Genomic DNA, 25828 nt, shown 5'->3' with positions numbered 1-25828 from the left:
GCTGTCCGGGAAAGCTCCGAAAAACACCCTGTCAGAGGAAGTGTCCCTCATGTTTTTCGGAAATCCGTGCAACGAAAGTCCCGTGTATCGCCTGCTCCCAAGATGGTTTGGCGCGACAAATGCTCGCGAGATGCAAAGCCCTTCTTCCGTGCTTTCCTGGTGTCTGGACACCAGGGCCCTGGAAAAGGGCGGCATTGATAGTTCTGTTTTCCTCTTCCCCTTGTCAACAACTTTTTGTCCGGCCTCGCCGGAGAGCACTCAAACTCCCCTCTTGCGGGAAAGGCTGTTCCTCTCCATAATGGGCCAGGGCAAAAGCGACAAGGCCCGTCTCAAAAGAACGCGTACGGAACAAGGAAAGACAAGCGCAAGGCAAAAGTCCTCCCGTACTCTCCGCTTTGGCAAAACGCTCTTCATGTCCATGCTGGCCGCGTTTGTCGATATTACCAAGGACAGCCGCGAGCTTTTCGAAGGCCTTGCCGTGTCTCGCAACACGAATCTGTGCAAAGAGTGGATGAATCGCTATCCCGTCATTTCCTTGAGCCTCAAGGCAGTTGGCGGACTATGCTTCGAGGACGCGTTTGCGAAGTTTCGCAACCAGATCCTGAAATGCGTTTCCGGATACTACAGGTTCTACGAGGATCCGGCTGTGACCCCCCAGGACAGGCTGTACCTGAACGCAATACTGCAGCAAAAGGCAGGCAAATCCGAATTGGCAAAAGCTCTGTGCACCATGAGCAGGGCTCTGGCAGGCTATACTACAAGCGTCCTGTCATAGTCCTCATAGACGAATACGACACCCCTGTCGTGAATGCCGCGCGAGGGGGCTACTACGACGAGATGGCCGATTTTGTGCGCGATTTTTTTGGCTACACCTTCGCAGCCAATGCAGCTCTCAAATTCGGCGTTCTCACAGGGGTCATGCCCATAACGAAAAAGAGCCTCTTCGGCGGCCTCGACAGTCTCAGGCACTACGGCGTCTCCGACAGCGACTACGCCGATGCCATTGGCTTTACGCAAGACGAAGTAGACACTCTTCTTGCAAAAGCTGGCCTCTCCTCCAAAAGGGAAGAGGTAATGGACTGGTACGGCGGCTACAGATTTGGGGGCACTCAGGCAATGTACTGTCCCTGGAACGTTCAGAACTACGTTGTCGATCACAAGAGGGATCCGCAGCTTGCGCCAAAGGCCTACTGGCTGGGTACAGGCGGCAACGATCTTCTGCAGCGCCTTGTCGCTCAGGCTATCGCGGATCCTCGTGATATTGATGCCCTGCTGGACGGATGGCACGCTTGCCGCCCACACCAACCTCTTCCCCGACTGTTGGGACCTCACCCGGGACAATGCCTGTTCCATCCTCCATTTCACGGGGTATCTGACCATGACCAATGCGAGGATGGAGCGATCCTTCCTGCCAAGCTCAAGCAGGGAGATTCTGACCATTCCCAACAGGGAAGTTGAGGAAATCTTTCGTGAAGACCTGAAGGAATGGTTTTCCCATCGCCTTGCTGGCTCCCAGCGCACTGAGCTCTATCAGGCTTTCTGGCAAGCGGATGCGGAACACTTTGCAGGGCTTCTTTCCGACAGTCTGCCTGCCGGTATCGGCTTGCACGTGCTCAGTGAGCCCTTCTGCCACTGCCTTCTGACAGCCATCTTCCATGCAACGCAGATACAGGCTGTCTCCTATCCCGATACAGGGGAAGGGAGCTCGCACATCCTCGTCTGGCATCTGGACAAGGCGGCCGTCATTGCGGTGAAGAGCACAGACTCCGAAGAAGAGCTCTCCGCTCTTCTCGACAAGGGTATGCAGCAGATTGTCGACAACCAGTACGACGCGAGGTTCAGGGCCAATCCCGAGATCCGCACCATCCATCACTGGAGCGTGGCCTTCTGCAGAAAGAGCTGCCTTGCAAGGGCCAGGCTCTCCCTTGAGCGTTAGCTCCTCTGCGCAAAGGCAAGGACCGGGACCTTCCAAAGAAAGCAGGGCAACCGCACGACAAGCCGTGCGGATGCCCCAAACCTTCAGGATATGTCACTTTCCGGGGAATTGTTCCCCGCCTTCATCACCCCTGACTCCTGTCCTTTCTCTCCCTGAAGAAGAAGGAGGCCACGACAAGCAGACAGGTGAGGCCAAGGGGCAGCAAAAGTCCTGTCTGCAGGTCACGGGCATGGGCAATGACGCCTATGAGCGGAGGGAAGAGGAGCAGGGAAGGCCAGGACCGACACCACTGCGCTGGCAGCACTGGCCGATACGCCCGGGCAGCTTCCTGCCCTGCTGAACAGTATGGGCACAATGGGGGCAATCCCGAAGCCCATGCAGGCGTAGCCGAAAAGTGCGAGAATGGCGCTATCCACAAAGAGCACTGTCGCCATGCCGGCCACTGCCAGAAGGCTTCCGCAGAGCATGATGTGGAAGTCCTCGTGATGCGTGCGCAAAACATCCGTCACAAGCCTGCAGAACACTGCTGCCAGGGAAAAGACACCATACACAAGGGCCGCAGTCTGCTCGCCAGCACCCTTTGTGCAGAGGAAGAGGGCACCCCATTCGCCAACACTGCCTTCAGTCGCGTAGTTGCAGCCTGCAACCACGCCGCAGAAGATGACAAAGAGAGGCGGCAGGGCAAGGGCCCTGGACTTTTTTCCTGTTCTTGCCCGGGAGTCGGTCTCTTCGGATCTTGGGATAACGCTTGTGTCGTCCAGAAGCCTTGGCACAGTGAAGGGGCGAAGGATGGCAAGGAGCACCATGAGCAGGCCAAAATTCCACAAGGGGGTAACGCCAATCCCGGCAAACACGGCAGCGCTCACGGAACCAAGCATGCCTCCGAGGCCATAGCCTGCGTGCATGAAGGCAAGGCAGCGCACGTTATGGTGTTTTTCCACCTCGATGGCCTGGGCGTTCATGGCAACGTCCACAAAGCCAGTGCCAAGGCCCACGCAGATGCAGGCAAGGCCAAGGGTCAGCGGAGAAGTTGCAAGTGCTGTTACGGGCAGCGCAAAGAGGAGCGAGAGCGAGGCCACGCGCAGGACCCGGCGTGACGTAAGCTTGCGGATAATCGGAGCGCTCAAGATGAGCCCCACAAGGCCCGAGAGCCCGTAGGAGAACAAAATGAAGCCCACTTCCGCCTCGTTGGCCCCGACCTGCTCCTTCAGGGCAGGAAGGCGCGAAACAAGAAGGGCGTACACAAGGCCTGGCACAACAAAGAAGTAGGCACAGGCCACCTTCGTTCTTGCGAGTGTATTCCAACGCATGTTTTCTCCAAATATTCCTGTAAAATCCGGCCCAAATGGCCGAAAAAAGCTTTGTGAAAAATTCGCGACATGTCCCGCATTCCCCGCTATGCGCATCTCTTTTGCAAGCGAGCATCTGGAAATTTGGCTCTTCCCAAAGCCATTTCTGCAGGAAACAGGACATCACGCATGCTGCGAGAAAGCCGTTTTGGGGAAGCGAGCCATGGACCAGGGGAAGCTTTTGCGCAAAAAGGCCTCAGCCCTGATGCTGGCAGGGAAACGCCTTGCGCCCTGTCCCACAGGGTGGGGAATCAGGCACTGCAAGCGGCTCCAATCAGGTCACCCACAGGTCCATGAACCTGCATGCGGGGCAGGCCCGTTTTCCCGGCTGCCCTGCATGTGCATACGCACCTTGGGTACACTTGCCTGCCTTCCATCCCGGTATGGCCGCCCTGCAGCCCTCAGCGTCTGCGCGTGTGCGCGAGGGCGAAGAACAGGGAAGCGGGTAGGGAAAAGAGTACATCTTGCAGAACATCGACATGATTTCCTCGAGACGCCGGATAAGGCACCTTGAAGGAGCTTGATCCGAACAGGTTTTTGTGCCAAGGATAAAGTATTGGGTAACCCAACGGTCAAGAGGAAAAATGCCAATGTCGAAAAAAATGCTCACCACCGGTGCCTTTGCGAAACTGTGCAAGACAACCAAGGAAACCATCTTCCACTACGACAGGGAAGACATCCTGAAGCCCAGGTATGAGGCGAGCAACGGCTATCGCTACTATTCTCTGGATCAGCTCTGGGATTTCGAGAGCATAGCAACACTCAAGGACATTGGAAGCTCGCTCAAGGAAATCCGCTACTACCTCAAGGATACGGAGCCGGAAAGGCTTCTCTCCTTTTTGCGGGAAAAGGACAGTGCCCTGGATGAGGAGATAGAAAGGCTCTTGCAGCGCAAGCTCTTTCTTTCCGACATGCTCTCCTCCCTGCAGGAGCTTTCCCAAAACAGCCTTGATACAATCACCTTTGCAAGACAGGAAGAAACGCTTCTCGAGGTCTGGCCCATAGACCCGTCCGCTGCCAAAAGCGCCCGTGCTGTCTGGGAGACCTTCTACGACTATCTTGGCTACTATCGGGAGCAGAACAAAATGGCGCGCTGGCCCTTTGGCACCATTCTCGAATGGGAAGCCCAAGGATCTGCCGATACGGAGCAGGGCCCCGCTCAGGGCGCAAGTGTTGCCCGCTACTTCTTCGGCCTTGCCGAAAAGGCAAGCCGGGGTGGAAAAAACGCTTCCGGGCCCTCTCTTCCTCTTTCCCTTCTTGTGCAAAGGGCAGGGCTCTACGCAATCCTTTTCCACAAGGGCAGTCACGCGGAACAGGAACGAGCCCTTGCAAGCTTTCTTTCCTTTCTTGAGGAGAGGGGCCTTTCCCACGACGAACAGATCTTTTGCAGCGACATGCTTGTCTATGCAAGGCAAAGGGACGAGACCGCATACGTGAACAAATACAGCGTGCGCCTTTGCGAAAACGCAGACACGTTCGCTCTTGCGGGAAAGACCTTTCCCCTTGATGCAGGGCAGGAATGAGCGTGGCACAAGGACAATTGCATCCATCCCGACAAGGCAAGGAGAGAGGACAAGTGCCAAAACTCGAAGGAATCAGGATACGCAACTACAGGGTGTTGCATGACATCTCCCTCGGCAGCATCGCCAGGGGAAAAAGGCCCCTCACCCAACTGACGGCTGTCGTTGGCGATCATGGTACAGGCAAAAGCACGCTCCTTGACGCCCTTGCCTTTCTTTCCGCCTGCCTGAAAGACGGCCTTGAGGCCTCCTGCGATGCGCATGGTGGCTTTGGAAGATTGCGCTCGCTGGGGCAAGTCGGTGCGATAGAATTCGAGATTGCGTACGAAGATAATGGGGAGGAACTCGTCTACAAGCTTGTGCTGGACGCAGACAGACATGGCAGGCCATACGTCGCAGAAGAAAGCCTTGCGCGCAGCGAGCCTGGGCAGAAGAACGCGTTCTTTCTCCTGACACTCAGGGAGGGCAGGGGCTATGCCATGCGCCCGGACGCTGACATGGCGGACGCTGTGGAACTGGCAGATCGCCAAAAGCTCGCCATTGCCGTCCTGGGCAATCTGAAACGCTACCCGCGCCTCTCGGCCTTGAGGAGCCATATCCGGGGCTGGCAGCACCACGCCTTTTCCCCGGACGCTGCAAGAAGCCTGCCCTGTGCCGTGCCGCAGACACGTCTCGACCTCAACGGGGCAAACCTTGCCAACGTTGTCCTCTTCCTGGAGCGCGATCATCCCATGGTCTTGCGAGACATTCTGAAGGATTTTTCCGGAAGGATCGGGATTGAGGCCATTGAGACGGAAAAAACCGCTGACGGGCGCCTGATCCTGCGCTTCCATAAGAGGGCCTTTCAGACACCCCTCTTCACACAGCACATGTCGGACGGGACCTTGAGGCTTCTCGCCCTTTTGCTCCTGCTGCACGATCCAGCCCTGCCACCCCTGCTGTGTCTCAAAGAACCCGACAAGGGGCTTTGCCAAAGCCTTCTTGCTCCCCTGGCACGCAAGCTTCTGGAGCGCGCCCATAACACGCAACTCCTTGTCACAGCCAACAATCCCTGTTTTGTGGACGCCCTTGCGCCCGACACAGTCTGGCTTCTCGAAAAAGGGGACAACGGCTTTGCCCATGCAAGGCGTGCCTTCGACAATTCTCCCTGGCAAGGCCCGACAGGGCAGGGGAGCCATTGGTACAGCGCCTCCTTTGCCGCGCGGGAATAACCAGGCAAACTGTACAGGAAGGGGCCCGCCGGTTTCCCGACAAGCCCCGATAACATCCCTCTTTGGGGAAGACGTCTAATCCGTGTTCTGCATGGCCCTTGGCAGTTCGCCGTAGAAGGCCTTGCGGTAGAGTTCTTTCAGCTCGCTCACAAGGGGATAGCGGGGATTTGCGCCTGTGCACTGGTCGTCAAAGGCGTGCAGGGCCATCTCGTCAAGCCTTGCCAGAAAATCGCTCTCCGTTATCCCTGCCTCGCGCAGGGAGCCAGGGATCCCCACATCCTTTTTCAGCTGCTCGATGGCCCGCACAAGGCGCATGGTCTTGCGGGTCCTGTCTTCGGGTGTATCGCCCGGGATGTCGTTTGCCAGATGCAGCATGTCGGCAATGCGCGCGTAGCGGCCCTTCACCCAGGGGTATTTGTACTGCGGAAGCATGCCCTGTTTGGTGGGATTGTCCGTGGCGTTGTATTCTATGACATAGGAGAGCATGAGGGCGTTCGCCATGCCGTGGGGCAGATGGAAAGTGGAGCCCAGAGCGTGTGCAAGGGAGTGGCAGACCCCAAGGAAGGCGTTGGCAAAGGCCATGCCGGCAATGGTTGCCGCATAGTGCATCTTCTCCCTTGCCTGCATCCAGTTTTCTTCCCTGTTCACGGACTTTTTCAAATACTTGAACACCAGGCGTATGGCCTCCATGGCCTGGCCGTCCGCGTAGTTGCTGGCCATGACCGAAGTGTAGGCCTCTATGGCGTGTGTCAGGACATCAAGGCCTGCCGCTGCCGCAAGGGCTCGCGGCTGGTTCATGACAAATTCCGGATCCACTATGGCCATGTCCGGAGTCAGGGCGTAGTCCGCAACCGGGTACTTTATGCCAGTCTTCTCGTCCGTGATGACCGCAAAGGGCGTCACTTCAGAGCCTGTGCCCGAGGTCGTGGGGATGCAGACCATCTCCGCCTTGCGGCCGAGTTCCGGAAAGGAGACAATGCGCTTTCGTATGTCCATGAAGCGCAGGGCAATGTCGTCCAGCTGCATGGAGGGCACCTCGTACATGAGCCAGACTATCTTGGCAGCGTCCATGGGCGAGCCGCCGCCAAGGGCAACGAACAGATCCGGCTCAAAGCCGTTGGCAAGCTCAAGGATGCGTTTTGCCGTAGCCATGTCCGGGTCCGGGTGCACGTCGCTGAAGATGCGCACATCCATGCCGAGTTCGTCCAGAACATCCGTCACCTTGGCGACAAAGCCAAGGTTCACCATGGACTCGTCCGTGACGATCAGGCAGCGCTTCTTGTGCGCGTATTCCTGCAGGGCAGGGCGCAGGCAGCCAAGCTTGAAGTAGATCTTGCGCGGCACGCGGAACCAGAGCATGTTTTCCCTTCTGCAGGCCACGGTCTTGATGTTCATGAGATGTTTCACCCCGATGTTCTCGCTCACGGAATTGCCGCCCCAGCTGCCGCAGCCAAGTGTCAGAGACGGGGCCACGCGGAAGTTGTAGACATCGCCAATGGCACCCTGGGAGGCAGGCATGTTGATGAGCGTGCGGCCCGTGGGCATGCGCTCTTCGAAAAGCTGCACCCTCTCCTTGCAGGTCTCGTCCGTGTAGAGGGCAGAGGTGTGGCCAGCACCGCCAAGCAGGATGAGCTCGCGCGCCATCTCCACTGCCGCTTCAAAGTCCTCTGCCTGATAGAAGCCAAGCACAGGGGAGAGCTTTTCGTGGGCAAAGGGATCCGCGGGATCTATGGCCGCGCGCTCGGCTATGAGCACCTTGGTTTGCGGGGCAACCTCGATGCCCGCCATATCCGCTATTCTGGCAGCGGACTGGCCCACGATATTTGCGTTCAGGCGCCCCTTGGCAAAGATCACGCTTGCAAGCTTCTCAGCCTCTTCCGGCCTTGCGAACCAGGCACCGTGGCGCAGGAACTCCTCGCGCACTGCGTCAGCCACGCTTTTCACCACGATCACGGTCTGCTCGGAGGCGCAGATCATGCCGTTGTCGAAGGTCTTGCTGAGCAGAATGGAGTTCACGGCCATGCGGATGTCGGCCTTCTCGTCGATGATGACAGGGGTGTTGCCTGCACCCACGCCAATGGCCGGCGTGCCGGAGCTGTAGGCGGAGTGCACCATGCCGGGCCCGCCAGTTGCCAGGATGAGCGCAATGCCCCTGTGGCCCATGAGCTGGCGCGAGGCCTCCATGGTGGGATGCTCTATGCAGGCAAGGATATTTTCAGGAGCGCCCGCTTCCACTGCGGCCTTCAAAATGAGCATGACGGCTTCCCTGGTGGATTTGGTTGCGCGCGGATGGGGAGAAAAGACAGCGCCGTTTCTGGTCTTGAGGCAAATAAGAGCCTTGAAGATGGCTGTGGAGGTGGGGTTGGTAGTGGGCACTATGCAGGCCACAACGCCCAAGGGTTCCGCTATCTCGCGGTAGCCGTCCACGGGGTCGTCGGTTATCACGCCGCAGGTGGGCACGTCCTTGTACTTGTTATAGACGTATTCCGCGGCAAAGTGGTTCTTGATGACCTTGTCTTCCATAATGCCCATGCCTGTCTCCTCGACAGCCATGCGGGCAAGGTCTATGCGGTGGGCTGTAGCCACTGCCGCTGCGTGGTGGAAGATGGCGTCCACCTGTTCCTGGGAGTAGGTTGCGTAGATCTTCTGGGCCTCGACTACGCTCTCGATCAGGGCGTCAAGCTGTTCTGCTTCGGTTTGCTTCTGTTCCATGTGTCCTGTCCTTTGTATGGTTGTCGCAGGGCGCGAGAAATGGGCATGGTTGTGTGCAAGAGCAAGGCAAAGGGTAGTTCCCCGGGCAGGGACTTGCAAGAGCTGTATCGCATCCGGGCCCCTGGCCGAGAAAGACAACATCTTGCATCCTCTTGCGCAAGGTCCGCTTTTTTTCGCTTCAGTCCAGGGCTCCCCTGTCACAGTTGCAAGACAAAAATCCGAAGTTTTCCCGGATCTTGCCCTGGACGCACGGTCGTGCGTTTTTGACTTCTTCCCTGGCCTGGCATACAGGAAAGATACTGCGTGGCAGGTTCCCTTGTCCTTCGGGACAGGCAGGAAAAAGGGATCAACGTTGTGTCTTTTCGTGAGGGTATCTGCCGCGGTACAGACGAAACGAAAAACAGGAGAAACGTTCATGTCGCAAACGAACAGTGAAAACAGGTCCAAAACATCCACGCTCCTCCCCCAATCAGGCCCGGAAATCCTGCTGGGTGTCGCCATCATCATATCCCTGCTGGCAGCAGCCTATCTCATTGTCTCGGACTACAGGGAGAAAAGCGCTCTTCCCGAGATAAATGCCTACAAGGAACAAAAAAACAGCGAGCACAATCTCACCATCATGTGCATCGACGGCTATCGCTATCTCACGAACGATGCGGCCATGCAGTACGCAGTACAGATGTGGGAAAACGGCCCCGAGGGCCCAAGGCCCTCCCAGTGTCCGCGTGAAATACAGGGGAACGCGGCTGACGCAAAGCCCGGCGAGTGATTGTTCAGCGCCCTGCCAAAGGATTTGGCCCGGAGTCTCATACCCCGGGCCTTCAGGCAAAACGAAAGGGCTCCCCCCCATTGCCCGCGGATAGGGAGCCCCGATTGCCTGGCATAGCAGGACGCGCCTGCCAGGAAAAAAGGGACATCGGCTAGAAGCGATAGATGAAGCTCACGTTCACGTTCCAGCAGTCCTCGACGCTGTTGGCTCCGACCCACTGGCCCCGGGCATTGCGGAAGCCTCCCCACACATCCGAGGACTGGTCCAGCCACAGCGCAATGTAGTTGGCTTCCACAAGAAGGCGCAGGTTCTCGTAGATCTGATAGGTGGTCATCATGCCAATCTCCATGGCATAGTCCTTTTCTGTCAGGTAGATGCCATTGGGGTTGGCGGAATAGAAGTCCCTGTCGTAGCCGTTGTAGGTTGCGCTCGGCACTTCAACGCCTGCAGCACCACTCTTGATGTGGCGCGCCATTTCCGCATCGTTTGTGCCGTTGTAGAGGTTCACGCGCAGGGTTGTCTTCAGTTTGTCGATAAAGCTTATGTCCTTCAGGCGCGCGCCTATGCCCCAGGTGCCGGCAAGGGTGTAGCCAAGGACAGCGTCCCTGCCGATGGTCCAGGTGCCGAGCTGGCCAAATCCGGAAAAGCCGCTGGTAGACTCGTTGTTGTAGTCCAGGGAGGGCATGCGCTCGGAACCGTTCTTGATATTGCCGTCGTCGCCCGAGGAGTACCAGCCGTAGATGCCGGGAGTACCCCAGTCGAGCTTGTATTCCGCAAGGAGCGAGGCGTGCCAGCCCTGCTTGTTCAGGGCCTTTTCACCTGTGGAGAAGGAGCCGTAGTTGAAGGTCCAGGCCAGGCGGAAGGGATCGGCTGCCGTTATCTCGCCTGTGATGCCAGCCCAAAAGGCAGTGCCAAAGCTGTAGGCGTCTTCCTTGCCGTCGAGCATATAGGCAGCAGGGGAGAGGCCGCCACCATAGCCTGCGCCGTAGTATTTGCCTGTGTCCGAGCTTCTGAAGGCGTTTTCACCCACAATGCCCAGCATGGCCCAGGGCGTTATGCGTGCGCCCTCGAAGGTCATGGGAATGGTGAGCGCAAAGAGGTCCACGTTGTCCAGATAGTTGGCAGGTCTGTCTTCTGCGCCACCCCAGTTGTCGTTGAAGGGACGGGCCCAGAAGGCAGTGACGCCAAAGTTGTCGCTTACGGGCACGTTCACGGAAACACCTGTCACGTCGCCGTCAAAGACCTGCGAGGCCTCGGAAGAGTAGTCCGGAAGGTGTATGCGCTGCAGCCCCATGCGGGTCTTGATCTTGGTGCCCGGTATGGCCCAGTCCATGTAGGCGCTCTTGATTTTCACGATGGTGCCGTCACCGCCAAGGGCGCCACCCTTGCTTGCCCGGCCCCAGGCAAAGGCTCCCATTTCGAAGTAGACCGTGCCAGAGAGGTTTTCCGAGGCTACCGCGTCCAGCTGCAGGCGCACACGAGTCTTGGCCTCGAACTCGTCCTCGCCCCAGCGTCCCCAGCCCGTGACGTTTCTTCCCTGGCGATCCTCCTTGACGAAATTGCCGCCTCCGCCATATTCAAACATGGAAATCCAGATGCCCTTGGCCTTGAACTCTATGGCCTCGGCACTGCCTGTCACTCCAAGAATCAGACCCGCAGCCAGCAAAAGGGTTGTGAGCCGTTTTTTCATACCTTCTCCTCGAAAACAGTTTTGGTTGGGTGATACAATGGCGCAAGGGACCTGACCTTCCCGGTCCAGACCTCCGAAGGGTTGCATCCCGGCAAATGGCCGTTTGCCAAGGAGCACAAGGCCCTGGAGGCCCCGGCTTTTCCAGATGGTTCTGACGCCCAATCCCTGGCCTGGCAGGAAGCCATCCTTACAAACCTGGCTTTCTCACAAAAGCCTGGCTTCCTGCCTCTTCCTGACAAAAAAGTGTCGCTCTTCCTGGAGAGACCTAGATTTTCAGTCCCCTGGTTCCCTTTTCCCGAAAAGCTGCGTGCACAGAAGTTTGAGAAGACGCTGGTATTCGCTGCCAAGCTGCTGCTTGCGCCTGCGTATGCAGCCAAGCGAAAGGCATTTGCCAGCGTCCTCGATGCGCAGGGCGCGTATGGCGTGGATGCGGTAGGCGTCCTTCAGAAGATTGATGCTGAAGTTGCAGATGTCCGTGTAGAGCAGCATTTCTATGAGCAGATTGTCGCTGTTGGTCGTGACCACATTGTGAAAGGAGCCTGCCTTTGCCATGCCGAGGCTTATGGAATGCAGGTGGTGCTCAATGGAAAAGTAGTCCTTGGTCGACTGAATGAACTTGCAGCCCTGCAGTTCCTCGAAGGTAATGCCTTCCCTTTCGTAGAGGGGATTCTTTGGCCCCACGTAGATGCACGGCTCGAAGGTATCAAGCTCCTCGTAGACAAGTTCCTTGTGCCCCAGAATGTGTCTGAAGGCCTTCATCTGGCTGCTGGCAAAGTACACAAAGCCAATGTCCGCCATGCCCTTTTCCACAAAGTCCGCAACCTCGGAAATGCTGCCCTCGAGAAAGACATAGTTGTAGCGAGCACTTTTCCCTTCCTGTGCAGCCTCTTCCAGAAGTTCGTTGTAGAGCACGCAAAGGTAGTGGGAAATCATCTTGGACGGATAGCTTGCCACGCGCAGAAACTGCGGGGCAGGCTCGTTTTTCACAGCCCGAAACAGGGCGAGATCGTGCAGTATGTTGCTTGCAAGCTCATAGAGCTCCCGCCCGTGCGGTGTCAGGGAAAGGCCCCTGTTGCTGCGCTCGAAGAGGCGCTGCCCTAGCTCCTCTTCCAGCATGGCTATGTTCTTGCTCACACTGGACTGCGACGTGTAGAGATACTCCGCTGCCCGCATGGTGCTGCCGTAGTCTGCCACATACTTGAAGCATTCAATGTGCCGTATTTCCATATCCTTCCCAATCCCCCCAAAAGGATATCGTCACTCTTGCAACACCCTAGCCATAGGCCACAAGGGGTGTGCCTTCCTTCACTGCCAGCGAGACTGTCATGTACAAGACCATGGCGTCGAACTCGGCCTCGTACCTTCGCACGACAGTGCCCTGCACATCGCGTATCTCGCCAAGAAACTGGCCTGCACGCAAACTCTTCCCTGGCCTTGTGTCGTCTGCCGGAAACCACAGTCCCCGCACCTTGGCCTCAAGGTAGACCACGCGCTGCAACTCGCGTTGCGCAGCAGGCCCTTTCTCTGCCTTGCCGGGAAGCATGCCCAGAAAGTGCAGAAGGGAGTATATGTCCCTTTTGTAGGCGTCGACCTCTGCCCTGGTCCACACGCCAAGGCCCCCGCGCTCGATGAGCAGGGAAGGGACCCCGCGAATGGCAGCGGAATTGTAGGCACCGGTCGTGGCCTTCGAGAGCACGCGCACATCCACATCAAGGTAGCCAGCAGCCTCCCTTGCATAGTCCGTCACTTGAGCGTCCGCCATTCCCGGAACAAAGACAAAGGGGTGCATGGCCTCGTGCAGATCCCCGCCGTGCATGTCCACATAGAAATCCGCCCAGTCCTGCAGTTTCGTAACTTCCAGGGCAAGGCGCTCCGAGTGGCTGCCGTCCGCCTTTCCGGGAAAGACGCGGTTGAGATTCTTGCCGTCCTCTGCCACAAGGGCCGCAAGACGCTCGTAAAAGCCCGACATGTTGGCTATGGGCGCAATGACCACACTGCCGGAAAGCTCCTTGGGGTCAAGCTCGCGGCAAAGCTCCATGGCAGCGACTATGCTGCAGTACTCGCAGCCGTGCACGCCTGCAGTGAGAAGGAGCTTCTTTCCCGGATGCATGCCGTGCACAATCGTGAGCGGCAGGAAAAAGGGGGGAAGGGCAAGGGCGCGTTTTTCCCCTGGAAGGAAGGAGAGAAGATTTTCCGGGGAAGGGTTTTGCGCTGTGGGTATCTGATTCATGCGTTGGTACTCCTGGATATGGGAGAGTCGTCCCTGGAATCCTTATGAGTCTTTGGAGTCTTTTGGAGTGCAGACTGCCAGAAGCTTTCCGAAGTGCGGGAGCAAAAAGACGCTGCGGCCAAGGTAGAAGACGGTGTAGGCAAGCCACAGGCCGTGGTTTCCAAGGGCAGGAACAGCCAGGACCCAGACCGCGAGGAAGGCCAAAAGGGCCTGCAGGGTGGAGACAAAGACAGGCCTTGTGACGCTTGCGCCTGTAAAAAGGCCGTAGACCGTAAGGCCTGGTCCGGACACCAGGGGAAAGAAGACGCTCCAGAAAGACAGGGCAGAGGCTGCCAAAATGACGTCTTCAAGATCCGTGAACAGGGAAAGCATGGGCGTGTGCCACAAAAGGCAGATGCCTGTCATGGCAAGGCCAGAGACAGCCGTCCAGCCAAGTGTCATCCTGTAGACGGCCTTCATGAGGGCAGGGTTTTTGCCACCCCGCGCCTTTCCTGCGAAGACGCTCGAGGCATTGGCAATACCCTCGAAGACATAGGTGAAGACAAGCAGAATCTGGACAAGGACTGCGTTTGCCGAAAGCGTTGTTGTCCCGAAGGTGGACGCAGTCGCCATGAAGATGTTGGTCTGGGCCAGCATGCACACTGTGCGCAAGAGAAGGTTTGCGTTCACCCTTGCCATGAAAAGCATGTCCCTGAAATTCATGGCCGCCCGCAAAAGAGCCATTCTTTCCGCCTTCTCCTTGGGCAGGGACGGCAAAACCTTCCAGGCTGCCCAAAGGCCCACAAGAAGGGCAAAGGCCTGGGCAATGAGGGTGGCAAGGGCTACGCCCTTGACGCCCCATCCCAGCACAGGCACGAAGAGCAGGGCAAGTATGATGTTGAGAAAATTGCTGCCCATCTGCATGACAAGGCTTGCGCGTATTCTGGAAAGCCCCATGAGCCAGCCAAGCAGCACATAGTTGCCAAGAACCAGGGGCGCACCCCAGATGAGGATGCTGTAGTAGGTCCAGGCAACCTCCCTTGTGGCCGCATCCAGGGTCATGATGAGCATGGCGCCCCCGAATATGGGGCCCTGAAGTGCAAGAAGCACAAGGGAGAGAACAAGTGCCATGCATCCCGGCACAAGCAGGGCCTTGTAGAGCTCCGTCACTGAGCCTTTCGTGCCTGCCTGGGCGCTGAAGCCAGTAGAGCCCACGCGCAAGAAGCCCAGAAGCCAGTAGATGGTGTTGAAGATCACCGCTCCCACTGCCACGCCGGCAATGTAGGAGGAGTCGGACATGTGTCCCATGATGGCCGTATCCACCACACCCAGCAATGGCTGCGTCATTGTGGAGAGCACAAAGGGCACAAGGATGCGCGCGTAGTCGCGCCCGGAAACGGTATGGGATGTCTGTTGTGTCTTTTGTGCCTGATATTTCTGATGTGCGCTTTCCGCCATGCTTCCCTGACCTTTTTTTGCCCGGGGGCTGTCCATTCAAGAGGACAGCCCCTTCCAGTTTCTAGGAGGCCTGGCTTGCGCCATATTCCGCGCCAATGCCCATGACTGCGCGCAGAAGCTGGCGCGCGTAGGGGGAGCGTATGGCGGAAATTTGCTCCATGTCGTCAACCCGCTCCACGATTTCACCCTGGTTCATGAAGACCACCCTGTCGCAGATGTAGGTGATGCTTGTGAGATCGTGGGTGATGAAGAGGTAGGAGAGGGACAGGTCCCTGCGCAGGGTATCGAGCAGATCCATGACCTGCACCTGGGTCGAGGCGTCCAGGGAGCTGATGGCCTCGTCGAGAAGGATGATGTGCGGCTCAACCGCCAGGGCCCTTGCTATGCACACCCTTTGCAGCTGGCCTCCCGAAAGCTCGTGGGGGTAACGGATGGCAAAGCCTGCCGGAAGGCCCACCTGTTCGAGAAGTTCCGCAACGCGCCTTTTCCTGTCCACTGTCTTTCCTGTCGCGCGCTCGAGCGCGCGCAGGGATTCGCCTATGATGGACGAGACCCGAAAGCGGGGATTGGCAGAAGACGTATAGTCCTGGAAGACTACCGAGAGGACATGCTGCAAAAAGTGCGCGTCCTTCCTTGTGTGCCGTGCGTAGAGGTCGTGGCCCAAGATGGTTATCCGGCCTGCCTCCGGCCTCAAAAGGCCGGAGAGGACGCGCCCGAGCGTGCTCTTGCCTGAGCCCGATTCGCCTATGATGCCAAGGCACTCCCTTTCGTTCAGGGTCAGATTTATGCCGCGCAGGACCTGCTGGCGCTCCCTGCCGAACAATCTGGTCTGGTTTTCCTTTCTGAAGGAGACGCGTATGTCCCTTGCCTCAAGCAAAACGCTCATGCCGTCACCTCCCGGATATGTTCGTGGAAATTTCCGGATTTTTCCCTGGCCCTTATGGCGCGCAAAAAGCGCTCCATGACTGCCTTGTGCTGGCCTATGAGATGGTGGGTGTAGGGATCTTTTGCGTTGTCGAAAACAGACGCAGCACTTCCCCGCTCGACTGCCCTGCCGTTGTGCATGACTATCACGTGGTCCGCTATGAGCGAGAGCACGCCAAGGTCGTGGGAGATAAAGATCATGGCAACGTCGCCGCCGTGCTTGATGCGCACGAATTCCTTCATGATGGAGAACTGGCTTATGCTGTCTATGGCCGTTGTGGGCTCGTCCGCTATGATGAGGACAGGATCCAGGCTTATGGCAAGGCCTATCATGATGCGCTGCAGCATGCCGCCCGAGAGCTGGTGGGGGTATTTGCGCAAAACATCCTTCGGATCGCGTATGCGCATGAGGGTGAGGATGTCGAGCATCATGTTGAGCATGGTCCTGGAAGAAAGGCTCATGTGCTCTGCTATGGTTTCCTCCATCTGATCGCCTATGCGGTAGAGCGGATCAAAGCAGGACATGGGGTTTTGCAGCACAACGCTTATGCTTGAGCCGCGAAGCCTTCTGAGTTTCTCGGGGTTTGCGCCCACAAGCTCCTGCCCCTGAAAAAGGGAGCTTCCCGTAACCAGGAAGTTCTTGTCCAGAAGGCCCAGCACTGCCTTGCATGTCATGCTTTTGCCTGAGCCCGATTCGCCGAGAATGCCAAGACACTCTCCGGGGCGTACGGAAAAGCTCACGCCATCGACTATGCAGTGCCTTTTCTTTCCCTCGCAAAAATGGACCGAAAGGTCGCTCACCTTCAGAATGGGATCTGTTGTCGTGTTTTTCTCAATCATTGGCGCACCGCCTTGGGATCCAGGGCATCGCGCAGGCAGTCGCCCAGCATGTTGCATGCTCCGACAAGCACCACAACGGCAATGCCTGGCACAATCATCTGCTCGGGGTTGGAGACCATGACGTTCTTGGCCTCGTTGAGCATGGCGCCCCATTCGGGAGTGGGGGCCTGCACGCCAAGTCCCAGGAAGGAAAGGGTGGAGATGTTCAGTATGGCCCAGCCCGTGTCCAGGGAGGCGAGAACTGCCAGTTCTGCCGCAATGCAGGGGAGCATGTGCCTTGTCAGGATGAAGAAGTTGCCTGAGCCTATGCTGCGGGAGAAGAGCACGAAGTTCATGCTCGTGTATTTGATTGTCGCTGTGCGTATCATGCGCGCGTACCAGGCCCATTTGATGAAGATGGAGGCTATGACCACGTTCATGATGTCCACGCCCAAAAGGGCCACCACAGCCAGGATGATGATCTGGCTCGGGAAGGAGAGCATGACGTCGACTACGCGCATGATGACTTCGTCCACCGCCCCGCGGAAGTACCCTGCCGTAATGCCCATGACAACGCCAATGCCTATGGTGCCGAGCATTGTCAGAAGGGAGAGGAAGAGGGTGGGGCGGATACCGAAGAGCATGCGCGAGAACACACAGCGACCCAGGTGATCCGTGCCCAGGGGGTAGGCTAAGGACGGGCCTGCAAACTTGTTGAGAATGTCGTTGGCGTACGGATCATTGGGCGCAACCCAGGGTGCAAGGAGGCCCAGAAGGGCTGTCACAAAAATGATGCCCATGCAAAGGAGAGCCATGGGGCTTTTGAAAAGTTGCTTGAGCATCAGTCCTTCCTTTCCCTCAGGCGCGGGTCAGCCGCGTATTGCAGGATGTCGAAAAAGAGGTTGAAGAAGACAAAGAGCACGCCCACAAGCAAAACGTAGGCCTGAATCACCGGGTAGTCGCGGTTGAAGATGGAGGTGATGCACAGCCTCCCCACACCGGGCCAGGCAAAGACGTTTTCCACCACGATGGTGCCGGAAATGAGCTGTGGTATGCTCATGCCTATGGCTGTTACGCAGGACTGCAGGGAGTTTTTCAGAATGTGCCGCACAAGGATTGCGCGCTGTTTGAGGCCCCTTGCCTGGGCGTAGAGCACGTAGTCCTCGCGCATGTTTTCCAGCATGTTGTTGCGGATGAGGCGGATGTAGGTGGAGATGTAGCTTAGGGCCACCGTGAAGGCCGGAAGGATGAGGCTTGAAAAGCCGCCGTAGCCACTGGTTGGCAGAAGGTCCATCTTGATGCTGACAAGCCAGATGAGCAGAAGGCCAACCCAGTAGACGGGCATGGCAGTGCCGGCAAAGACAAGGCCGCGCATGATGCGGTCAAACCAGGTGTCCTTGTAGACGGCGCTAAGGAAACCGATGGGAAGGCTCAAGACTATGACGTAGACCAGGGAGAGGCCTGCAAGCTCCAGGGTGGCGGGCAGGCAGCGGCCGATTTCGCCGAGAACCGTACGGGCAGGGTTCGTGTAGCTGATGCCAAGATCAAAGTGCAGACAGTCCCACAACCAGGTGGCGTAGCGAACCAGGAAGGGGTCGTTCAGGCCCAGCTCCTCCCTTGTCTGGGCAATGAGTTCCTCGGTGATGATGGGGGTCTGGCGTATGCGAAGGGCTACCTCTGCCGGATCCGAGGGAATAAGGTTGATGAAGACAAAACAGAGAAAGGATATGGCCAGCAACAGCGGAATCGTTGCCAGCAGGCGCTTGATGACATAGTTTTTCATTTGGATTTCCGCGTCGATGTCGGGCTTTGAGGTCGCAATACGCGTTGCGCAACGCTCCATCCGTCCGGGCTGTGTGGACAGTGCGGGAGGTGAACGGCCCCTGGGAAAAGCAGGGAGCCGACACCTCCAGCACACGTTGGGATCCGGGAGGGGGAAGCGTTTACGTCAAACTAATCTTGCGGGCTTTTCCCGCTACTTGTCCTCGAAGTACATCTTCACAAAGGGCACTTCGTACTGGGTCTGGGTGAAGCCAACGCCCTTGAGCTTCGCGTTGAAAAGGGCCTTGTTGGTTTCGTAGGTCAGGGGAATGTAGATGGCGTCGTTGTGCAGATGGGTCAGGGCGTAGGTGAACAGCTCCTGCCTGCGCTTCATGTCCGTGGAGGACATGATTTCGGTGATGGCAGCGTCTATTTCCTTCTTGTCCGGCAGGGCGAGCTGGGCTGCGTAGTCGCCGTACACACGCTGGCGCATGGCCGCCATGGAGGACTGGGGATCATAGGGCATGCCCCAGCAGATGTTGAAGATCATGTCGAAGAGGCCGTTTTTCATATTGTCGCGGTAGGACTGTTCCTCTTCGCCACGCAGGGAGACCCTGATGCCGAGCTTGCCGTATTCGTGCTGCAGATATTCGGAAATGGTCTTTTCGGTCACGCTGTTGCTGTTGTAGAGAAGTCCCAGCTCCATGCGCAGACCGTTCTTTGCACGAACACCGTCCTCGCCCATCTTCCAGCCGGCAGCGTCCAGGATGGCCGCGGCCTTCTTCATATCGTACTTGTAGGGATCAAGCTCGATGTTGCAGTAGGGAATGCTGCGAGCGTAGAGGGTGTCTGCCGGGGGTTCGGTGTCGTGGAACACGCCCTTGGAGATGGCAACGCGGTTGGTTGCGTGCTGCAGGGCCTTGCGCACCTCAATGTCCGCGAGAATGGGGTTTTGGCCGTTCAAGACAATCTGCCTTGTGGAGGTGGGGGAGGAGAGAGCTGTCTTGAATTCCTTGCTGCCCTTGTACTTGTTCAGGGCATCGGCATCGAGCATGTTCTTGCCCCAGATGAGGTCGATTTCGCCCTTTTCCAGAGCCAGGATGCGGGTCTGGTTGTCGGGAATGACCTTGACGACAATGCGCTTGATTTTCGGCTTCTCGCCCCAGTAGTTCTCGTTTGCCTCAAAGACAGCGTACTCGTCCGTCACGACCTTGGTCAGCTTGTAGGGACCTGTGCCTATGAAGGCCTTCACGCCGTCCTTGGTGGATCCGTCCTTCATGGCCTTGGGAGAAATCATGGCAAAGGGTCTGGTCACGCCAAGCTCGATCAGCATGGGCCAGTAGGGTGCCTTCATGTAGATGCGGAAGGTCTCGGCATCCGGAGCCTCGATCTTTTCCAGAAGATGCATCATTTCCAGCCAGGTATGGCGGGCCCTGTTCTCCAGGATGGCGTCGAAGTTGGCCTTGATGGCAAAGGCGTCGCAGACAGTGCCGTCGTGGAAGGTCACTCCCTTGCGGATCTTGAAGGTGTAGACCTTGCCGTCCTCGGAAATGGTCCAGCTTTCTGCAAGGCAGGGCTTGAAACCGTCCTGGGTGATGTCGATCAAGGTCTCGTAGAGCATTTCCTGGGCGTACATTTCGCCAGCGTACAGATGCGGGTTCAGGTCCCTGACGTCACGGTAGTTCACAAAATTCAGGGTGTCCTTTGTGCCCTTTTCGGCATAGGCCTCGCCCTGCCAGGCTCCGAGCAGAACTGATCCCGCCAAAAGTCCCGTAAACAGGGTATTCCGGAAGAGTCTCAAGGGGCGCACGTGTTTCATGCAAAACTCCTTTGTGAAAAGTAATGTGGAATTCATTTTCCAAAAGAAGAGCCTCGTCAGCGGGAAGCTTGATAGCATGGAGCAGAGTGAACGCAAAATAGAATGTTTGTTTTGCGGACTATTCACAATTTGAATAGCAAAGTGCCAGAAAAGCAATGTATTCATGCTGCTAAATCCTGCAATTGTTATGTTTTTATGTATCAAGATGCATTTCGCTTTTTCGTTTTGTTGAAGAATATGCTTTTTTGTTATTCACTGCTTGCTGCAACAAATCACAAGACATATCAACAGATTGAGCGCTCAAACAACTTTTTTCAAAAAAAAATCGCGCATCATTGGAGATATGGGCGCTCTCCTTGCGGCGAAAAAAAGCCCCCCGGCCGGATGCGGGGGATCAGTTTTGTGTCGCAAACAGGTTGGTGGAGGCGGGGAGAGTCCAATTCTCGTCGGAGAAGGTTCCACGCACTCTCTCAAAAGCCCAGAAATCCCTTCAGGCGCTGCCAGAGCCCCTTTGCGGGCTGCTCCTCGGCAGTCACCTGTTCCTTCAGCTCATCCTTTACCTTCTGATGGGCCCTGTGCCAGGCCTCATGGCATTCGCGGCAAAGGATCACGAGGTTGGCCATTGTATCGTCCCCACCGTCAGACAGGGGGATTCTGTGGTGCTTCTCGAGCCTGGATCCCGAGGCCTCGACCTCGCTCTGTGTGCGATGACAGATGGCGCACACAGGAGCGTCGAGACTGCGAATCTGGACCCTTGCGGTCTTGCTGCGCCGCTTTTTGTTGGCCTTGGCGGCCTTTTCCGCTGGACAGATGGACGTTGCGCACTCCGGGCAGGCCCACAAAACCTCGCCCACAAAATCGCAGGAGCGCTGCAGGACAGGATACCCCCGTGCGTGGCAGACAGGGCACGAGAGGACGCCGGACTTCTTGTAGATTTTCGGCTCCAGCTTCTTGGAAAACCACAGCACAAACTGCAACCGTTCCCGCGACCAGCGCCGCACCTGGCCAGCCATCTCGGAGGGTTTCCATATGGTGGGGGAAAAGTGCCACTGCGCGGGCAGGCGGCACCCCTGCTGAACGCATACGGGACGCATGACAAGGGTACCGTTCTTGTCCGGCACAGGCAAAAGACGCGTGGGCTTGTCGCAATGAGAGCAACGGGGCGACTGCCGGGATAACACCTTCCACTTTTCTATTGCCGGAGCAATCTCGGTTCGCCAGCGTCTGACCAGCTTGGATGCCCTGGCGTCATCCTGCTCGCAGGTATAGAGGTCCCTTTGGAAACAGTTCCTTGCGCAGGTGATCCCAAGACGCACCGTGCCCGTGCGCTTTTCAAGAACAGGGGCAAGCGCCACAGCCTTCCCGCAGATGGGGCAGGGGACAAGATCCGCCTGATATTTTTCCACCGCGAACTGCATGGCCTATCCCCGCATCCTGTGTTTCAGGCAGTTTGCAAGACCGTGTTCGTTCCTCTTGTGCGCTTTCCTGGCGCGCATGGGCTGTTCCACTTCCATTGTGAGCATGTCCGCCCCCTCTCTTTTCCAGGCGCTGTCGTACAGCCGCCTCACATCCGGTGCAACAAGCGTTGTGTCCAAGGCGCCCCTGGCAGACAGAGGTCATTCCTTCTGGCAAGGCCTCTGTGCGACGTTCGCGTTTTCGTGCCTGCGCTTTCTCTGTCCTGCTCCCAAGAGCCATTCCCGCACGCAAGATGCCCCTTGCAATGCCTTTTGCGATTTGCAAGAATCGGGCCGTTTTCCCCTGTGCATTTCAGGTATATCCAAGCCTGTCCCCGGTGTCCAAAGAGAGGCAAATGGCTTCCTATCCCTCGAAGATTATTTGCAAAAGCCGTTTCCGGATGTCCCTTGCCGAAGCTGCCAGATCCACTGTGACAAAGCGCATCCTGTGTCCCTGAAAGATGATATGCTCGTCAACACTCTCTCCGACGGATGGGTGCAGCAAAATCCCCTCCGCCGTGTCGTACAGAGCCCCTCTTCCTTCTTGGGAGCGTAAATAGGCATACATCTGATAGATATAGTGGCTGCGCAGTGTTTCGTTTCCGTATCTCCCCTTTTTCAGAAGGGAATTGAACTTGGTGTCTATGACAATGCGCCGGCCCTGGTCTTTGTTTGTCAGCACAATGTCCGTCACCATGCCCGGAAAGATGGCACGCATCCCCGGGCTACAGTCCGTGATGGGCCATTCAAGCCGCTCGCCATGGACAACATCCCACTCTTGCCCCAGTACAACTGTGTAGAATCCCGCAACGCCCCACTCAAAAAGGCGTCGCACCCAGTGTATCTCCCTTTCCGGAGCTGGCAGAAGGCTTGGGCCCGGATCTTCAGTGGGAAGGGCCAGATCAAGGGCCAGCCGCGCAGCCGTGACCATGGGCACGTCTTCCGCGTCGTGCCGGCCAAAGCGCTCAAGGGAAATGGCGTAGCGTGTGGGACAGGGACCGGTCACACCCATGGCGTGCATTGTGGCAACAAGGGCGCGGCAGCGGCATGCCAAATCCGTTCTCTTGACCAGAGCCGCCATCTTCTCCAGCGCTGTTCGCACAAGGCGGTTGCGCGCCGTGTCCACCACCATGTCCTCAAAGACGCAGGCAACTTTGCCCTTGGCTAACAGGTTGTGACGATATGTCCGCAAGAAATCGATGCGGCCGCGCACGCGCGAGAGCGGTTCCCGAAAGGTCTGATAACCGTAGTTCAGCCTGCGCCGCAGGCGTTTTTCGACGCAGCCGCACAATATCTCTCCCACAAGATCGGGGATGTTGTCCGGGTTGTCCTCAACGGCAGTCCATGCCCTGCCGCATTCCCTGTAGAACTCCGAGGCATAGAGCATGAGCAGATAGAGGTTGCGGACAGGTATCTTGCCAATGAGCCGCACAATCTCCTTCTGCTCTTCCTGCTCGGCTGTCCAGCCCCCTGTCGGTTCCGGGCTTTCAGAAAGCGCCATGATCAAAAGCCCCGAAGCAGAAGATTTCTTGCTTCCTCAGCCTTTTTCGGATTCTCATACCAGTATTCCTCAAGCAGGGGGAAAATCTCTGTCTCGACAACATTGATGAACCACTGCACGGGATCCGCAATTGTCGTGCCCTGCGAGGGCGTCACATAGCTGTGGCCCACCTGAAACTGGGGTCCAAGCTGGCTATCACCCGCGATCTTCTTGTTCACCTCGGACAGATTCCTCTGGATAAGCACAAGAATTTTCATGGGGATGGCGCATGTGTCGTGCACCCACTTCTGCCAAGTGTCGTCAATGCGGGGAAAGAGGCTCACAAAGGCAAAGCGCCTGCGCAGGGCAAGATCCACAAGGGCCAGGGAGCGGTCGGCTATGTTCATGGTTCCGATGATGTAGAGGTTTGGGGGAAGGTAGACCCGTTCGTCACTCTCCTTGCGGTACAAAAGAGCCAAGGCAGACTCCGGATTGCGCTTGTCCACTTCGAGCAGGGTCAGCATCTCCCCAAGGATTTGGGCTGGGTTGCCTCTGTTGATTTCCTCGATGAGCACGATGTGGGGATGTTCGGGATCAGCGTGCGCGCTCTCTACCATTTCCATGAAGGGCCCGTCCGTGAGCGTCAGCTGCCCGTTCCCCGCAGGACGCCAACCCCTGACAAAGTCCTCGTAGGAGAGGGAAGGGTGAAACTGTACGGCCCGAATGCGGGAGTCATCGCGCTTCCTTGTCAGGGCATAGGCCAGCCTTTTCGCAAGCCAGGTCTTGCCCGTGCCAGGAGGGCCCTGCAGGATGAGATTCTTCTTCTCCCGCAGACGTTCGAGCATCGTGTCGAGCTCGTCCCTTGGAATAAAGCAGCCCTCATCCACTATTTTTTGTACTGTGTAAATTGAGTATTCGTATGCTGCAAGGGATAGTCCCGGCATGCAGTAGACAGGGAAATCAATATTTTTTGATTCATCATGCAATATTTCAAGCAGAGAAAGATAGTTGCGGGCATTGCAACAACTTTGCAAGTTGAACACATCTACCTGTTTCTGAATGACTTCAGAAATATATTTTTTTGTGAGAGCATCAAGCGACGGGTAAAACCATGGACGTACCCAGTGGAGACCAATGCTCAAATTCCATTTGACGCCGTTCACCTTGCTCGCTGCGTCATAGGCTTTACAAAAATCTTTCTGCTCTTTATCGTTCCCCTCTTTAACGTTAGCGAACGCAATAGCCTTGGCAAAAACCTCCCAGAGCGTATCTATATCCCCAAGAAGATGCTTGTCGGCATGATCAAAGAACAAAAAACTTCCATTATCAACGACTGGAATCGCCTCAAAAGACGTAGGAAGATCTACCTTGACACCCAAAAAATCGGCAAGCTCGCGAGCAAACCGCGCACGATTTCCATCTCCAATTCCCCTGTTGAAAAGGGCCATGACAGTAAAGGGGCAGATATCAGTCAGTGATTCCAAGGATTCGTCTGCGTTCTTGTCCCGCGAAACAATGACACTCTCCTTGTCCTTCATTATGGCGTGAATTCCCTTGATCAGCTCTTCCCGTCTGTCCATGTATGTCAGAAGTTTGTCAGCCACAGCCATATAAAAGCTGGTCCAGCCAAAACGTTTTTTATCCCCATATTTGTCAAAATAATCGGGCAGATTACGAAAGTACTCGATATTCTGTGCCTTGCCTTCAAAGGTGAAGGCTATGAGATCATCATTGGGAAACATCTGAGGAAAAACCTGCCAGACCGTTCCACGATAGGTATTGAAATACCATTCCCTGACAGGAGTACAAGGACTCCAATCCACGGAAAGGCGACCATTGCCAAGGTTTTCAAGAATCGTGCCAGTCGCCTTGATGGCCATGACAGAGACCGCGTTTCCGTTGCAGTCGAAGGGAATATCGTTTTTACGAACATAGGTTGACTTGATAGCTATGCGATCTCCAGGTTGTGCGGTCTTTATCTGCTTTTTGGCCTCGTCCCTGTTGGTCTCCCATATCTTTTCCCTGATGAAACGATCGGTTTGATCGTCTTTGCCACCAAATGCTGCGCCAACAAACCAGCATGGTCTTATTGAACTCTTTTCAAGCAAGTAACGCGGCAACGGCAACATATAAATCTCCTTAAATTCAAGTGGTACAAGGGGAATATAGCGAAACTATATCCATCAAAGCTTTGATTGTCACGCAAAGAAACATCTCCTGCCAGCAAAGCTCCATCCCAAGGCGTACCGTTCCCTTGCCAAGCCTCTCAATCAACCGTAGATCTTGCTCAAAACCCCTTGAAGAGCCTGATGCCGGGCCTTCCTGGTCCTCCCGCGCAAAGTACAAGATTCCGAATATCCAAAACCCTCACAATGGCCTGCCACCAGGGAGGATAGGAAGAGACCCATCCCGGACTGGGCAACAAAACCCCTTGACCCAGCCGTTGTCCTTGGGACAAGGGAGGTTTTGCGCATGTCCTGGAACACAAAAAGCGACAAACACCAATGCCGCGTTCTTTTCCCATGCCCTGGCCCAATGATGCGGGCCGAACCTTGCGGGAGGCACAAAGGTTTGGGAGCCTGTCTTCATGCTCAGGGCACGCAAAAACAGTCCTGGGAGGGAGCAAAGGCCCGTCCCTATGCCTGCCCTGCCGCCGGTTCTTCTCCTGGGGAAGCAATGAAAACCAGTGAGTACAGGCAGTTGAAATGCCTGTCCAT

22 protein-coding genes are annotated in these 25828 nt (G+C 56.6%); 8 read left to right on the top strand and 14 right to left on the bottom strand.

Features of this window, described 5'->3' with window-relative positions; genetic code table 11:
• The 3 genes from B5F76_RS15455 to B5F76_RS02720 form a co-directional block, all read left to right on the top strand.
• A partial coding sequence (locus tag B5F76_RS15455) for an AAA family ATPase (RefSeq protein ID WP_204218300.1) occupies nucleotides 1-775 on the top strand: 775 nt, incomplete at its 5' end.
• Nucleotides 724-1458 carry an AAA family ATPase gene (locus B5F76_RS02725; protein ID WP_162608650.1) on the top strand — a complete coding sequence of 245 codons (735 nt, stop codon included), beginning with the start codon at nucleotides 724-726 and terminating at the stop codon, nucleotides 1456-1458. The genes B5F76_RS15455 and B5F76_RS02725, both read left to right, overlap by 52 nt.
• Nucleotides 1379-1936 carry a hypothetical protein gene (locus tag B5F76_RS02720; protein ID WP_162608649.1) on the top strand — a complete coding sequence of 186 codons (558 nt, stop codon included), beginning with the start codon at nucleotides 1379-1381 and terminating at the stop codon, nucleotides 1934-1936. The genes B5F76_RS02725 and B5F76_RS02720 overlap by 80 nt, the downstream gene beginning before the upstream one ends.
• Nucleotides 1937-2157: 221 nt before the next feature.
• Here B5F76_RS02720 and B5F76_RS02715 read toward each other — a convergent pair whose 3' ends face one another.
• Entirely contained in the window at nucleotides 2158-3246 is a 1089-nt protein-coding gene (locus B5F76_RS02715; protein WP_239406932.1) for an MFS transporter, read from the bottom strand.
• A gap of 629 nt (nucleotides 3247-3875) precedes the next feature.
• Between B5F76_RS02715 and B5F76_RS02705 the strand changes: the two genes are divergently transcribed.
• On the top strand, nucleotides 3876-4808 hold the full coding sequence (locus B5F76_RS02705) for a MerR family transcriptional regulator (protein ID WP_162608648.1): 933 nt from the start codon (nucleotides 3876-3878) through the stop codon (nucleotides 4806-4808).
• A 53-nt stretch (nucleotides 4809-4861) separates the two neighbouring features.
• On the top strand, nucleotides 4862-6016 hold the full coding sequence (locus B5F76_RS02700; RefSeq protein WP_162608647.1) for an AAA family ATPase: 1155 nt from the start codon (nucleotides 4862-4864) through the stop codon (nucleotides 6014-6016).
• 75 nt (nucleotides 6017-6091) lie between these two features.
• Here the strand turns inward: B5F76_RS02700 and adhE are convergent, their stop codons facing one another.
• Nucleotides 6092-8728: a bifunctional acetaldehyde-CoA/alcohol dehydrogenase gene (gene adhE / locus B5F76_RS02695; RefSeq protein WP_087350729.1), complete on the bottom strand. Its 2637-nt coding sequence runs from the start codon at nucleotides 8726-8728 to the stop codon at nucleotides 6092-6094.
• A 415-nt stretch (nucleotides 8729-9143) separates the two neighbouring features.
• On the opposite strand from adhE, the gene B5F76_RS02690 reads away from it, so the two are divergent.
• Nucleotides 9144-9497 carry a hypothetical protein gene (locus B5F76_RS02690; RefSeq protein WP_087350659.1) on the top strand — a complete coding sequence of 118 codons (354 nt, stop codon included), beginning with the start codon at nucleotides 9144-9146 and terminating at the stop codon, nucleotides 9495-9497.
• A gap of 151 nt (nucleotides 9498-9648) precedes the next feature.
• Here B5F76_RS02690 and B5F76_RS02685 read toward each other — a convergent pair whose 3' ends face one another.
• From B5F76_RS02685 to B5F76_RS15070, 12 genes are all read right to left on the bottom strand, one after another.
• Nucleotides 9649-11187: an outer membrane homotrimeric porin gene (locus B5F76_RS02685; RefSeq protein WP_162608646.1), complete on the bottom strand. Its 1539-nt coding sequence runs from the start codon at nucleotides 11185-11187 to the stop codon at nucleotides 9649-9651.
• Nucleotides 11188-11460: 273 nt separating this feature from the next.
• Entirely contained in the window at nucleotides 11461-12414 is a 954-nt protein-coding gene (locus B5F76_RS02680; RefSeq protein WP_087350656.1) for a LysR family transcriptional regulator, read from the bottom strand.
• Between the two features lie 46 nt (nucleotides 12415-12460).
• Nucleotides 12461-13417: a M14 family metallopeptidase gene (locus B5F76_RS02675; RefSeq protein WP_087350654.1), complete on the bottom strand. Its 957-nt coding sequence runs from the start codon at nucleotides 13415-13417 to the stop codon at nucleotides 12461-12463.
• A gap of 42 nt (nucleotides 13418-13459) precedes the next feature.
• Nucleotides 13460-14854, bottom strand: coding sequence for an MATE family efflux transporter (locus B5F76_RS02670; protein ID WP_162608645.1), 1395 nt, complete (start codon nucleotides 14852-14854; stop codon nucleotides 13460-13462).
• A gap of 61 nt (nucleotides 14855-14915) precedes the next feature.
• The gene (locus tag B5F76_RS02665; protein WP_087350645.1) at nucleotides 14916-15740 is read right to left on the bottom strand and encodes an ABC transporter ATP-binding protein; all 825 of its coding nucleotides are present in this window, start codon (nucleotides 15738-15740) and stop codon (nucleotides 14916-14918) included.
• Entirely contained in the window at nucleotides 15737-16618 is an 882-nt protein-coding gene (locus tag B5F76_RS02660) for an ABC transporter ATP-binding protein (protein ID WP_087350642.1), read from the bottom strand. Before B5F76_RS02660 ends, B5F76_RS02665 begins: the two co-directional genes overlap by 4 nt.
• Nucleotides 16615-17439: a nickel/cobalt ABC transporter permease gene (gene opp1C / locus B5F76_RS02655; RefSeq protein ID WP_087350639.1), complete on the bottom strand. Its 825-nt coding sequence runs from the start codon at nucleotides 17437-17439 to the stop codon at nucleotides 16615-16617. The genes B5F76_RS02660 and opp1C overlap by 4 nt, the downstream gene beginning before the upstream one ends.
• Nucleotides 17439-18380: a nickel/cobalt ABC transporter permease gene (gene opp1B / locus B5F76_RS02650; protein WP_087350637.1), complete on the bottom strand. Its 942-nt coding sequence runs from the start codon at nucleotides 18378-18380 to the stop codon at nucleotides 17439-17441. Before opp1B ends, opp1C begins: the two co-directional genes overlap by 1 nt.
• A gap of 192 nt (nucleotides 18381-18572) precedes the next feature.
• Nucleotides 18573-20177 carry a nickel ABC transporter substrate-binding protein gene (gene nikA, locus B5F76_RS02645; RefSeq protein ID WP_087350634.1) on the bottom strand — a complete coding sequence of 535 codons (1605 nt, stop codon included), beginning with the start codon at nucleotides 20175-20177 and terminating at the stop codon, nucleotides 18573-18575.
• A gap of 470 nt (nucleotides 20178-20647) precedes the next feature.
• Entirely contained in the window at nucleotides 20648-21595 is a 948-nt protein-coding gene (locus B5F76_RS15450; protein WP_087350631.1) for an HNH endonuclease, read from the bottom strand.
• 400 nt (nucleotides 21596-21995) lie between these two features.
• Nucleotides 21996-23132: a 5-methylcytosine-specific restriction endonuclease system specificity protein McrC gene (gene mcrC / locus B5F76_RS02635; RefSeq protein ID WP_087350628.1), complete on the bottom strand. Its 1137-nt coding sequence runs from the start codon at nucleotides 23130-23132 to the stop codon at nucleotides 21996-21998.
• A 2-nt stretch (nucleotides 23133-23134) separates the two neighbouring features.
• Nucleotides 23135-24055: an McrB family protein gene (locus B5F76_RS15070; RefSeq protein WP_204218299.1), complete on the bottom strand. Its 921-nt coding sequence runs from the start codon at nucleotides 24053-24055 to the stop codon at nucleotides 23135-23137.
• 36 nt (nucleotides 24056-24091) lie between these two features.
• Here B5F76_RS15070 and B5F76_RS15065 point away from each other — a divergent pair, with 36 nt between their 5' ends.
• On the top strand, nucleotides 24092-24589 hold the full coding sequence (locus B5F76_RS15065; protein ID WP_204218298.1) for a hypothetical protein: 498 nt from the start codon (nucleotides 24092-24094) through the stop codon (nucleotides 24587-24589).
• Between the two features lie 66 nt (nucleotides 24590-24655).
• Nucleotides 24656-25051, top strand: a complete 396-nt coding sequence (locus B5F76_RS15060) for a hypothetical protein (RefSeq protein WP_204218297.1) — start codon at nucleotides 24656-24658, stop codon at nucleotides 25049-25051.
• Nucleotides 25052-25828 lie beyond the last annotated feature (777 nt).

The sequence above is a fragment of the Desulfovibrio sp. An276 genome, assembly GCF_002159665.1.
GTDB classification, from domain to species: Bacteria; Desulfobacterota; Desulfovibrionia; order Desulfovibrionales; family Desulfovibrionaceae; genus Desulfovibrio; species Desulfovibrio faecigallinarum.
This window is presented reverse-complemented; position numbering and strand designations above follow the sequence as displayed.

Bases quoted from the DNA above. Each gene is read 5' to 3' on its own strand.
- B5F76_RS02720 (WP_162608649.1), top strand. From the start codon at position 1,379: ATGACCAATGCGAGGATGGAGCGATCCTTCCTGCCAAGCTCAAGCAGG.
- B5F76_RS02715 (WP_239406932.1), bottom strand. From the start codon at position 3,246: ATGCGTTGGAATACACTCGCAAGAACGAAGGTGGCCTGTGCCTACTTC.
- B5F76_RS02705 (WP_162608648.1), top strand. From the start codon at position 3,876: ATGTCGAAAAAAATGCTCACCACCGGTGCCTTTGCGAAACTGTGCAAG.
- adhE (WP_087350729.1), bottom strand. From the start codon at position 8,728: ATGGAACAGAAGCAAACCGAAGCAGAACAGCTTGACGCCCTGATCGAG.
- B5F76_RS02690 (WP_087350659.1), top strand. From the start codon at position 9,144: ATGTCGCAAACGAACAGTGAAAACAGGTCCAAAACATCCACGCTCCTC.
- B5F76_RS02685 (WP_162608646.1), bottom strand. From the start codon at position 11,187: ATGAAAAAACGGCTCACAACCCTTTTGCTGGCTGCGGGTCTGATTCTT.
- B5F76_RS02680 (WP_087350656.1), bottom strand. From the start codon at position 12,414: ATGGAAATACGGCACATTGAATGCTTCAAGTATGTGGCAGACTACGGC.
- B5F76_RS02675 (WP_087350654.1), bottom strand. From the start codon at position 13,417: ATGAATCAGATACCCACAGCGCAAAACCCTTCCCCGGAAAATCTTCTC.
- B5F76_RS02670 (WP_162608645.1), bottom strand. From the start codon at position 14,854: ATGGCGGAAAGCGCACATCAGAAATATCAGGCACAAAAGACACAACAG.
- B5F76_RS02665 (WP_087350645.1), bottom strand. From the start codon at position 15,740: ATGAGCGTTTTGCTTGAGGCAAGGGACATACGCGTCTCCTTCAGAAAG.
- B5F76_RS02660 (WP_087350642.1), bottom strand. From the start codon at position 16,618: ATGATTGAGAAAAACACGACAACAGATCCCATTCTGAAGGTGAGCGAC.
- opp1C (WP_087350639.1), bottom strand. From the start codon at position 17,439: ATGCTCAAGCAACTTTTCAAAAGCCCCATGGCTCTCCTTTGCATGGGC.
- opp1B (WP_087350637.1), bottom strand. From the start codon at position 18,380: ATGAAAAACTATGTCATCAAGCGCCTGCTGGCAACGATTCCGCTGTTG.
- nikA (WP_087350634.1), bottom strand. From the start codon at position 20,177: ATGAAACACGTGCGCCCCTTGAGACTCTTCCGGAATACCCTGTTTACG.
- B5F76_RS15450 (WP_087350631.1), bottom strand. From the start codon at position 21,595: ATGCAGTTCGCGGTGGAAAAATATCAGGCGGATCTTGTCCCCTGCCCC.
- mcrC (WP_087350628.1), bottom strand. From the start codon at position 23,132: ATGGCGCTTTCTGAAAGCCCGGAACCGACAGGGGGCTGGACAGCCGAG.
- B5F76_RS15070 (WP_204218299.1), bottom strand. From the start codon at position 24,055: ATGCCGGGACTATCCCTTGCAGCATACGAATACTCAATTTACACAGTA.
- B5F76_RS15065 (WP_204218298.1), top strand. From the start codon at position 24,092: ATGCAATATTTCAAGCAGAGAAAGATAGTTGCGGGCATTGCAACAACT.